The organism is Streptohalobacillus salinus (genome assembly GCF_003201605.1).
Taxonomy (GTDB): Bacteria; Bacillota; Bacilli; order Bacillales; family Amphibacillaceae; genus Streptohalobacillus; species Streptohalobacillus salinus.
In genome coordinates, this window is sequence record NZ_QJJR01000008.1 from 96,517 (window position 1) to 107,480 (window position 10,964).

At 37.4% G+C, this 10,964-nt stretch carries 10 protein-coding genes and 1 other annotated feature (1 of these 11 running past the window's edge); all 10 genes read right to left on the reverse strand.

Annotated features, from left to right (window positions below; genetic code table 11):
* Positions 1–190: a binding site (T-box leader), on the reverse strand; it reaches 34 nt to the left of the window's first position.
* Between the two features lie 58 nt (positions 191–248).
* The 10 genes from dnaI to DES38_RS08185 all read right to left on the reverse strand — a co-directional run bounded on the left by dnaI (position 249) and on the right by DES38_RS08185 (position 10,709).
* The gene (dnaI, locus tag DES38_RS08140) at positions 249–1,184 is read right to left on the reverse strand and encodes a primosomal protein DnaI (RefSeq protein ID WP_110251615.1); all 936 of its coding nucleotides are present in this window, start codon (positions 1,182–1,184) and stop codon (positions 249–251) included.
* A 10-nt stretch (positions 1,185–1,194) separates the two neighbouring features.
* The gene (locus tag DES38_RS08145; RefSeq protein WP_110251616.1) at positions 1,195–2,559 is read right to left on the reverse strand and encodes a replication initiation and membrane attachment family protein; all 1,365 of its coding nucleotides are present in this window, start codon (positions 2,557–2,559) and stop codon (positions 1,195–1,197) included.
* A 120-nt stretch (positions 2,560–2,679) separates the two neighbouring features.
* Complete coding sequence (gene nrdR / locus DES38_RS08150; protein WP_110251617.1) at positions 2,680–3,159, reverse strand: transcriptional regulator NrdR; 480 nt, start codon at positions 3,157–3,159, stop codon at positions 2,680–2,682.
* 45 nt (positions 3,160–3,204) lie between these two features.
* The gene (locus DES38_RS08155; RefSeq protein WP_110251618.1) at positions 3,205–3,585 is read right to left on the reverse strand and encodes a DUF1499 domain-containing protein; all 381 of its coding nucleotides are present in this window, start codon (positions 3,583–3,585) and stop codon (positions 3,205–3,207) included.
* 167 nt (positions 3,586–3,752) lie between these two features.
* Entirely contained in the window at positions 3,753–4,130 is a 378-nt protein-coding gene (gene speD / locus DES38_RS08160) for an adenosylmethionine decarboxylase (RefSeq protein ID WP_342767370.1), read from the reverse strand.
* 241 nt (positions 4,131–4,371) lie between these two features.
* Entirely contained in the window at positions 4,372–4,971 is a 600-nt protein-coding gene (gene coaE, locus DES38_RS08165; protein WP_110251620.1) for a dephospho-CoA kinase, read from the reverse strand.
* Between the two features lie 5 nt (positions 4,972–4,976).
* The gene (mutM, locus tag DES38_RS08170) at positions 4,977–5,825 is read right to left on the reverse strand and encodes a DNA-formamidopyrimidine glycosylase (protein WP_110251621.1); all 849 of its coding nucleotides are present in this window, start codon (positions 5,823–5,825) and stop codon (positions 4,977–4,979) included.
* 17 nt (positions 5,826–5,842) lie between these two features.
* Positions 5,843–8,476, reverse strand: coding sequence for a DNA polymerase I (polA, locus tag DES38_RS08175; protein ID WP_110251622.1), 2,634 nt, complete (start codon positions 8,474–8,476; stop codon positions 5,843–5,845).
* Positions 8,477–8,625: 149 nt separating this feature from the next.
* A complete protein-coding gene (gene pnpS, locus DES38_RS08180) occupies positions 8,626–10,011 on the reverse strand; it encodes a two-component system histidine kinase PnpS (RefSeq protein WP_110251623.1) in 1,386 nt (461 codons plus the stop codon).
* Entirely contained in the window at positions 10,008–10,709 is a 702-nt protein-coding gene (locus DES38_RS08185) for a response regulator transcription factor (protein WP_110251624.1), read from the reverse strand. Before DES38_RS08185 ends, pnpS begins: the two co-directional genes overlap by 4 nt.
* Positions 10,710–10,964: the final 255 nt, after the last annotated feature.

The window sequence follows — 10,964 nt, forward strand, 5'->3', positions numbered from 1 at the left end:
AATTCCCAAATGGTTAAACATTTGGCTCATTACACCTCATAACGGGAGGTCAACCGCCAACATCTTACTTGATTCAGAAGTGGAGTTTAGAGGTGGTAAGTTATCGGTGACGTTCAGAAAACTTTCAGCAACTGTTTTCTTCTCTTTTAGAACGACTATCCAACACTTTTATCCTCATCATTACTTTTTATTATGAATATGTGTGTAATTATATGCCTAACCTTTTAAAAAATCAAGAGTGAATTAGATTAATTCTCACGACGGTTTTCTGCATCAATCAATACCGGACTACTGACCTGCTTAATTCGTTCAATAATTCGGCCTGCTTTTAACTCTTCAATATCACCTTTTGAGTTCTGTGCAAGATGTTTCTCTAATTGTCGTAAATCATAATTAGAACTGAAGAACACTGGAAGGCCTTCCATCATCCGGTATTGCAAAATAGAACCTAATACTTCATCTCTAAACCAGCTTGATAAGGATTCGGCACCAATGTCATCAATCATCAATACCTTAACTTTTTTAAACGCTTCAACCTTCTCACTAACGGAATCGTCTTTAAACGATGATTTAATTTCACGCACAAATTCCGGCATATAAATTAGCATGGTTTCAATATTTCGATCCGCAAATTCATTTGCTAACGCACCTAAAAAATACGTCTTCCCTACACCAAAAGGACCGTGAAAATATAAACCTTTTTCTGATACACCTTGATCAATACTTTGGGCATAACGAACAACACGCTTAATTGCATCATGTCGGTCAGGGCTTGAACTGTCAATCGCAGTGATTTTTGCTTCTAGAATGTCTTTCGGCATGTATAAACTTTTCACTTTGGCATGGCGTTTCTTCTGTGCTTCTTGTTGTAATGTATAAAGACATTTTTCATAGGTGAGATGAATCGTATCACCAACAACCTCAAGTTTCGGCTTATACCCTGGTAAAATATTATTTTTACAACCCTTATCGGGACAGTTGCCACAGTCTTTATTCTGGGAATGAAATTCGTACAGTTTCATTAGTTGTCGGTCAACTGCCTGTTGATCTAGTTCCTCATGTGCTTGAATGAACGCAACGACATCAGGATCTTTTAATACCTCTTGTTTCATCTTTTGATAAACCTCTTGAAAGGATTCGTTCTCGTTCATCCACTTTTTGAGTGACTGCTCAATAGATTCCATCTCTTCACCCCTATCTTTGCTTGTTTTCTTTATAGGCTTTTAGTAACTGATCAACGTCATCTGAAGCCGACACATCTTCTGCCGTTTTAGGTGAAGCTTGCGTTGTTTGTTTTTTAGCTTGTGTTTCTTTTTGTTTTTTAAACCATTCTGGGACAACTTCCCGCTTAGAGCCTGGTTTTTGATAGCTGCGTTTTTTGCCCTTATCCCACTCTTGATATTTTTCATGTTCTTCCTTAGCAAGCCTCATCGCTGCTTCAACCGTTTTCACTTGTTTTCTAGACCAATGACTCGCAATCTTTTCAAGGTATGCCTTTGTCAGTTTCATATCTGTCTTGATCATTACATAGTGAATCAAGACATTCATAACCCCACCTGATAAATTATGTTGATCCATAATACCTGCAATCATTTTTAAGTCTTGAGTCGAAGCCGTGCGTGAATTAGACAAGTCTTCCAGTAAATCTTTCGGGCTAATGGTTTTCATTTGCTCGATATAACGTTCGCGTTTTGACTTTTTTACGTCCGATTCATTCGAGCTTTGTTTCAGACGATCACGTTGTGTAATGACTTGTTTTTTGGAGGGTTTGATATCAACAGCATCCAAGCAGGCTTCTTTAAATGCTTCACGATCTAATCGGTGATCACTATCAATCGACCACTGGAGTATCTTTTCAACTTCCGTGGTTGATAATGAATAAAGAACCGCCATATGATTAATTAATTGCATATTGTCGCGTGTGAAAATAGCCTCAATGGGTAGCATGCGTGTTTTCATTTGATCCCTTAACCAATCAAAATCAAGCACTGTTTCCATCTCAATACGACTATCTGGTAGATCAATTTCTGATTCAGTAACGTTTGCTTCTTTATCATGATAAGCTTCACGATTACTAAAAACATCAATAAAATTTGCAGTAATGACATCGCCTGTTAGTTCAATGCCTTGATTGTTTAAAATTTGTTCTTTCAATGAATGGAACTTTGATTTACCAATTTGGTGATATAACATTTGGCTTAGTAAATCATCGTGCACAAATTTAATCGGCGTTAGTGGTTGATGCAACTCAAAATCGTAACAAGTCATCTGTTCATCTTCCGTCCGATAGGTATCCATCAACCCGATTGCTTCACATTTCAAACGCGCATCGTAAATACGGTCGAGTGGTAAGTTCAACATTTGCATCAAATAATGGTGCGAGTGTTGCGTGTGAAAAGCAATTTGGTGAAATAACGTGACATATAAACTCACCGCATCTAATCCAATGATTGGTTGATACAACTGATAAATCGCTTCGTATTCATCATGGGATAACACAAAATTCTTTTTAGTCCGGTACCCATCTGCCGGAAGAATTTTACCAATTGAACGGTGCATAACAATTTCCTCTCTCATGTAAATATATAATAACCTTATTGTAACGAATTTTAAGAAAAATTTCATTAAACGGTTTTAAAAAAACAACCTGCTTTCGTTTTGAAACGATTAAAAATGAGCCTATTTAGGCTCATTTTTGTTAGCATCTGTTTGATGAATTATATCTTTCAGTTCATCTAAAAAGACATTTATATCTTTAAATTGACGATAGACGGATGCAAAACGAACATAAGCTACTTCATCAATCGCAGCTAAACCATCCATAACCAGTTCACCTACGTCTTTGCTTTCAACTTCTGCGACGCCTCTGTTACGTAGCGTTCGTTCAACATCAAGTGCTAGCGATTCTAACTGATCATGTGAGACAGGACGTTTTTCACACGATTTCATTAATCCTCTGATTAATTTATCACGGCTAAACGTCTCACGAACACCCTCTTTTTTAACGACAATGAGCGGCATTTCCTCGACCCGTTCAAAGGTGGTAAAGCGATGGGCACAATTTTCACATTCACGTCGCCTTCTGATTGCTTGATTGTCTTCTATCGGTCTGGAGTCAAGTACTCGGGTATGCTTATCTTGACAATTTGGACATTTCATACTTAAACATTCCTCTCGTCTTCACACGTTCTCGTTATCATCAAACTATTTTTTTATTTCATTCATTTCCTTTTGTAAATCTTGATAAAACTTTGTGATTAATTTATGACTAAAACCTAAGTCAAATAAACCACCCTCGGTTGTGACAGACAAATCCACAGATGTCTGCATCGGTTTAACCATAATCACAGTCGCAACAACAAAAGCACGACGTTTCCCTTTATAATTTACCGTAATCTCACCGTGGTCATGCGATGTTGCCTTCACTTCACAATTAGGTTGACGCTTAAAGTACTGTGTTACTGCATCAAAAGCACGATCTTTTGTTGTTTTATAATATCTGCTTTGGAGATCTTTATCCCAGTGTTTTTCTGACGTTTCTGAGTGATTGTTGAAAAATTTATTCCATGTTTGTTTAAATCCCATGATTACACCTCATCAAATTTTCTTTTTTTACGTATCCTTCACCATTTTAACATGTTTCTGTTGAGAAAACGATATCAAGTGCTAAATTGCATGATTGCTTAAGCCAATCGACTGTTAAATAATTTGAAAAATCCCCTCTATCTTATAGATAGAGGGGGCAAACTATATTATTGTGCTTCTTCTTGTGGGATTTGGATTGGTCCAAGACCACGCGGCACTTCTACTTTTTCTAATTTTTTTGAATTTAAGCTCTCAGCAATGTAATCACAGGCAACGTTTGGATCGATGATATCGCCACACGTATAAACATCAATACTTGCATAACCATGTTCTGGAAAACTATGAATTGTTAAGTGTGATTCCGAAATAATTACCACACCACTCACACCTTGTGGTGCAAATTTATGAAAAGCAACTTCACGAATCTCTGCCCCAGCTTTTAATGCTGCATCAACAAAAATTTGTTCGATTTTTCCCATATCGTTTAATATATCACTATCACAATCCCACATTTCAGCTATAACGTGTCTACCCATTGTGTCCATATTCAACACTCCCCCTATTTCTAAAATTTAAAAATGTAAGCTACTAACATTGCCACGGGGGAAAGTTAGTCCAAAGAGGTCCTAACCCTTTAAGCAATCAACAGCACATCTTCATACAAGTTTTTCTGTACATACTTCAAAATGCACGTGTAGGAAAAGTATATAACTAAACGCCGTATTTGGCAAGATTTTTTCTCCGTTTCCATCATCTACTTTTCCATCTATATTGCAAAATACTCCCTCATGTCGCTAGTAATTCCGCGTATAATCGCTCAAACTGCTCTTTCGTATCTTTCCGTTCAAAACTGTTGTTAAGTACATAATCAGCCCATTCTTGTTTCATTTCGATCGGCTGTTGCGCGTTAATTCGCTTTTTCGCTTCAGCGTGAGTCAGGTCATCTCTTGCCATTAATCGTTCCAATTGGCGTGCCGGTCTTGTATACGAAACAAGCACCTTATCTACCAAATGTTCCAAATCATTTTCATAAAGAAGTGGAATATCTAAAACGACGATCGGCACCTCTTGCTCAACCCAATAATCACGTTGTTGGATCAAACGTTCGATGATCGCTGGATGCGTGATTTGGTTCAAGGCGTTACGTTTTTTTGGGTCTTCAAAAATAAGCGCAGCTAATTTCTTTCGATTTAATGTTCCATTCGGACATAAAACATCATCTCCAAAAGTCTGCTCTATTTGCTTGAGCGTCTTTTCTCCTGGTTCGACGACCTCTCTAGCAATTAAATCAGCATCGACGATCGGTACACCCTTTTCTCTAAAAAACGACAACACGGTGCTTTTCCCTGTTGAGATACTCCCCGTTAATCCGATTACCTTTGTCACCTATTTCAACTCCTCACACTGTCATTCTTTTCTTTTTGACAAACTGGACAAAAGTGTGTACCTCGACCAGAAAGTTTCATTTTCTCTATAGGATGTTCACATACCGAACAGGGTTCTCCGGTTTGTCCATATGCATGGAGCGTTTGCTGAAACATACCCATATCACCTTTCGCGTCAACGTAACTGCGAATTGAAGTTCCCCCTTGTTTAACCGCTTCATCAATCGTCAATTTCGCCATATCTAGAATACGTAAAACCTCAACTTTAGAGAGGGTCAGGCCTTTAGTCAATGGGTGAATTTTCGACTTGAACAATGTTTCATCTACATAAATATTCCCTAACCCAGCAACAATTGTTTGATCAAGTAAAATGTTCTTAATTGCTCGAGTTGATGCCGTAATCTTTTCAAAAACCCAATCTTCATCTATTTGATCAAGGTATAAATCATAACCGACTTGGCGTAACGGCAGCGCATCCGCTGCTTCCCCTTTACCAAAGAGATGCATCGTACCAAATTTACGAACATCATGATAGCGAAGTGTTTTCCCCGATTTAAATCCAAAGATAATATGCGTATGTTTATCAACAGGCATTCGCGCTTCTTCTACGGTGTATTTCCCTTCCATCCGTAAATGCGAAATCAAATCATAATCATCCAATTCGATCATCAAAAATTTCCCTTTTCGTTTAAGCGCACGAATTGTTTGCCCAACTAAAGCTTGTTTAAATTGGTCAACATCATTTGGTTTTTTAATTATTTTAGCAAAGAAAACGTCTACCATCGTAATCGTTTCTCCAATGACTAAATGGGCTAACGTTCGTCTAACCGTTTCTACTTCAGGTAATTCTGGCATACAACAACCTCACTTTTTTATTTTGCATCGTACCACGTATTACCGTGGGCATAATCAACTTTTAAAGGAACATCAAGTGCTACCGTATGCTCCATAACTTTAGGAACAAGAACTTTTAAGCGTTTGATTTCTTCTTCTGGCGCTTCAATAATGAGCTCATCATGTACTTGTAAGAGTGCGCGTGCCGATAATCGTTCTTCCTTAAGTGCCTGATTTAAATCGATCATTGCTTTTTTTATTATATCAGCAGCACTACCTTGAATCGGTGTATTCATTGCAGTACGTTCCGCAAAGCTCCGTTGATTAAAATTCCGGCTCGTTATATCGGGTAAGTAGCGACGGCGTTGCATCAGTGTCGTTACGTATCCTTGTTGTTTCGCTTCAGTCACAATATCATCCATGTACTGTTTTACCCCTGGATAACTCGTAAAATAGCGCTCAATGAATGCCTTTGCTTCTTTTCGAGTGATGCCTAGGTTTTGTGAAAGACCGTAATCACTAATACCGTAAACAATGCCAAAGTTAACAGCTTTTGCTTGGCGTCGCATCAGGCTATCCACTTCACCTTCTTCGACATGGAAGACATCCATAGCGGTTTGGGTGTGAATATCTCTACCATCTTTAAAGGCTTGTGTGAGTTTTTCATCTTTAGCAATATGGGCCAGTACGCGTAATTCGACTTGTGAGTAGTCACAAGCGAATATTTTCCATCCAGGTTCACTTGGCACAAATGCTTTTCTGATTTTTCTTCCTTCTTCTAGTCGAATAGGAATGTTCTGCAAATTAGGATCAGTTGAACTAAGTCGACCGGTTTGAGTTAACGCTTGATTAAACCTGGTATGAATTTTCCCATCAGCATGAATAACTTTTAACAGGCCTTCTAAATACGTGGACTGCAATTTTTGAAGTTGACGGTATAAGAGTATTTTTTCAATGACCGGGTGTTTGTTTTTCAGTTGCTCTAACACATCGGCAGCTGTTGAATAGCCAGTTTTCGTTTTTTTAATCACCGGTAACTCCAGATTCTCAAATAAGACCACGCCTAATTGTTTTGGCGAGTTTAAGTTAAAGGTCTCACCCGCAATTTCATAAATATCGGTTTCCAATTCAGCAATTCTACCTGCCAAATCTTTCTGCATCTCTTCTAATTTAGCTTGATCAACTTTTACTCCTGTGGCTTCCATTTCAGCTAGAATTAAACTTAATGGGAGCTCTAACGTATTAAATAGCTCTTCTTGTTGGTTTTCTTTTAGGGCCTTAGTTACAGGTATTTCTAATACATGGACCGCTTTAGCTTTTCTTGCGATATGCTCTGCTAACTGCTCTTGTGCGGGTGCTGTTAGTTTTTTACCCTTACCATAGACTTCTTCATCATAATGCACATCATTATAATTGAAACGTGAGCCAATTGCAGGAATATCATGACTGTTATCGGATGGATTGACCAAGTAAGATGCTAATAATAGATCGAAGCTAATGCCTTTAATTTCTATGTCTAACCGTTTTAACGCAACCCAGACTTTCTTCGCATCAAAAGTTACCTTTTTCTTTGTCTCATCAGCAGCCCATGCTTTAAACCCTTCATCTGTCATCACTTGTTCTTTGGTTAAGTAATAGGTCTGTTCTCCATTACTTATTCCAATGCCTAATAAAGCATCAGTATGGTATTGTTCGGTTAGAAAATCGACCACTAGACTCATTTTATTAGTTAGGTCAACATCATTAAACGCATGGGGCAAAATAACTTCCATTTGCTTTAAAGGTTCTTGTTCGACAACTTCATCTGTAGCTACGCTACTTAAAAGAGATTGAAAGCCGAGCGTTTTAAAAAGCTGGTGCACTTGATTGTTTTCATAACCATTAAAACGACTCTCAGTTATATCGATCGTCACAGGCGACGCCCGATTAATCGTTACAAGCTTTTGACTCATAAACGCATTTTCTTTATCCCGGGTAAGTTTTTCACGTAGTTTTTCACCACTGACTTCATCTAAATGATCATATAGGTTCGTTAGCGTTTCAAATTGTTTCAATAATTTAATTGCTGTTTTCTCTCCGACACCTTGCACACCAGGAATATTATCGGAAGCGTCGCCCATTAGCGCTTTCATATCAATAATTTGATCTGGATTTAATTGATAAGCTTCTGTTAACGCTTCTGGTGAATACACTGCTGTTTCGCTTATGCCTTTTTTCGTCAACTGGACGAAGGTCTTCTCAGAAACAAGTTGCAACATATCTTTATCACCCGTGATAACACGGACATCGATTCCCTTTGTTTCTGCCTGTTTTGATAATGTACCGATGATGTCATCTGCCTCGTATTGGTCAAGTTCATAATGTTTAATTGAAAACGCATCGAGAAGTTCTCTAACAATCGCGAATTGTTCACTTAATTCTGGCGGCGTTTTTTGACGGCCACCTTTATATTCTTTATATGTCTCATGTCTAAATGTCGTTTTTCCGGCATCAAACGCGACAAGTAAATGTGTTGGTTGTTCGTTCTCTAAAATATTCAATAGCATTTTAGTAAAACCAAATACCGCATTCGTGTAAACCCCTTTATCATTACTTAATAATGGCAAGGCAAAAAATGCACGATATAAAACACTATTCCCATCAATTAATACTAATTTTTTTTGATTACTCATTGATCGCACGCTCCTATCTATAAATGTATCTCGCATTTTATGTAAAAGACTACTTCTATCTTACCATGCTTTATTTAAATTGAAAAAGCATAGCTGTTGATCAATAGTGAAAGGAAGGTCAGATAAACAGATAAAAATAGAGAACAAGTTTAGATTTCCACTTGTTCTCTGGGGATGGTTACCGTAAAGATAGACCCTTTGTTTAATTCGCTTTCCACTTCGACAAAACCATGATGGCCTTCAACAATATGTTTTACGATGGCCAGACCAAGTCCTGTTCCACCAGTATTACGGCTTCTAGCTTTATCAACACGATAAAACCGCTCGAAAATTCGATCAAGTGCTTCTTGAGGAATACCAATTCCATTATCTTTAATACTCACTTTTATCCAACTCTCATTTGCTTTTAAACTTACATGGATGCTCCCATTTTCAAGGGTATAGTTAATCGCATTGTAAATCAAATTAAGAAAAACCTGCCGGAGTAATGGGTAGTCACCTTTAATCGATACATCGGGAATGATTTCAGTTTCAATCGCAATCGACTTTTTGTCCGCTTCTAGTCGGGCAAAGTCAATACACTCTTCTAACAACTCTGTCACCATTAGTGGTTGAACAGTTAAATCAAAGGCTTCTTTTTCTAGTTTCGACAAATCTAATAGGTCTTGAATTAACGTTTGTAGCCGGTCACTCTCTTTATGGATGATTGATAAAAACTTTCGCTCTAAGTTAGGATCATTGAACTCATCATCCAAAATCGTTTCAGCAAAACCTTTAATAGAGGTAATCGGAGTTCTTAATTCATGTGAAACATTAGCAACAAAATCCTTGCGCATTTGTTCTACACGTTTTAAATCAGTAATATCATGAAAGACTAACACAACACCTCTTAAATCACCAGAAGAATTAAAAAACGGCGCACCAATGACTTCGATATAATACGATTGTAAGTTTTTCTTATGAATAATCGAATCTTTAACGGTTTGTTCATACAAGAATGCTTCTTGTACGGTATGATAAATACGCTCTTGATCAAGAACATCATAGTACAAGTGCTCTTCAACATCTATTTTTTCACGTCCAAATAGTTCGAGAAATTTCCGATTCACCAAATGGACAAACCCTTGTCCATCAATCAACATTACACCGCTTTCCATGTTCTCAATCACACTATTCAGTTGACGATGATGCATTTTTTCTTGTCGATTAAGGGTTTGAAGATGCTTTGCTAATTGATTCACTGAAGCCTGTAGTTTACCCGTATCTGTATAAAAACCTTCCTGTGCTCGTACCTTATAGTTCCCTTGAAGTAAGGCATCAACCATATCATTAATTGCTTTGACAGGTCGAATATAGTTCAAGAACACTTGATAAAAAAGAAAGATTGTTGACATATAGACACCCACTAAAAGCAGCACAGTGATGATCCGATCCCCCCCTGCGGTAAGTGGCGTTAGAATCAGTAAAAGACCTAAAAATAAAAGTGATACTATGAAAATTTGAAAAATGAACAATCGCAAGTGTTCACGCTTCATATTTTGGGTTCCTCCATTTTATAACCAAGACCTCGAATGGTTTTAATATAAACCGGTTGCTTGGTATCTGGTTCAATTTTCTCTCGCAAGTGACTGACGTGTACGTCAACAATTCGAGTATCACCAGAGAAATCATAGTTCCATACGGCACTTAACAATTGATCACGGGATAATACTTTCCCTTTGTGTTTGGCGAGATAATAAAGCAATTCAAACTCTTTACGAGTAAAGGTTAAAAGGTCCTCTCTAAAATTAGCTTCATACTGCTCCGGGAAGATGGTTAACTCACCAATCGTAATTTTTGGAGACGTGTCTTGATCATCATCTTTTTTCTTTGTCCGTCTTAAAATTGCTTTAATACGAGCGACCACTTCTTTTGGACTAAATGGTTTTGTTAAATAGTCATCAGCACCTAATTCAAGACCTAAAATTTTATCGAATTCATCGTCTTTAGCTGTTAACATCAAAATCGGTGTGTCAATCTTTTCAAGACGTAAAGCTTTACAAACTTCTGTGCCTTCCATACCAGGTAACATTAAATCCAACACAATCAAGTCGTAGCTTGTTGCTTTTGCTTTATTTAATCCTTCAGTTCCTGAATAGGCCACATCCGTTTCAAAGCCGGATTTCTGAATATGATAGTCTAACAAGGTTACAATTGATTCTTCATCATCTACAATAAGAATTTTATTTACCAATAGAATTGCCCCCTCTTCCTTGCTTTCTTTTTATCATACCGTGTTTTGATTTTAAAAGGAAGTTAGATAATGAAAGAACTGTATGATTTGAGTTAAGAATTATTTACAAAGTAAAGTTTATGTAAAATCATTCATAAAAAAGACACAAGCAAGGGAACCCTGAACTGATACGTGTCAAGTAGACAGTATTAAAAATAAAAACTTTGTTGTATAAGACTTATGCCTATCGCATAAGTCTTTTTTCTTCCTACGGAA

Bases quoted from the DNA above. Each gene is read 5' to 3' on its own strand.
- dnaI (WP_110251615.1), bottom strand. From the start codon at position 1,184: ATGGAATCTATTGAGCAGTCACTCAAAAAGTGGATGAACGAGAACGAA.
- DES38_RS08145 (WP_110251616.1), bottom strand. From the start codon at position 2,559: ATGCACCGTTCAATTGGTAAAATTCTTCCGGCAGATGGGTACCGGACT.
- nrdR (WP_110251617.1), bottom strand. From the start codon at position 3,159: ATGAAATGTCCAAATTGTCAAGATAAGCATACCCGAGTACTTGACTCC.
- DES38_RS08155 (WP_110251618.1), bottom strand. From the start codon at position 3,585: ATGGGATTTAAACAAACATGGAATAAATTTTTCAACAATCACTCAGAA.
- speD (WP_342767370.1), bottom strand. From the start codon at position 4,130: ATGGACACAATGGGTAGACACGTTATAGCTGAAATGTGGGATTGTGAT.
- mutM (WP_110251621.1), bottom strand. From the start codon at position 5,825: ATGCCAGAATTACCTGAAGTAGAAACGGTTAGACGAACGTTAGCCCAT.
- polA (WP_110251622.1), bottom strand. From the start codon at position 8,476: ATGAGTAATCAAAAAAAATTAGTATTAATTGATGGGAATAGTGTTTTA.
- pnpS (WP_110251623.1), bottom strand. From the start codon at position 10,011: ATGAAGCGTGAACACTTGCGATTGTTCATTTTTCAAATTTTCATAGTA.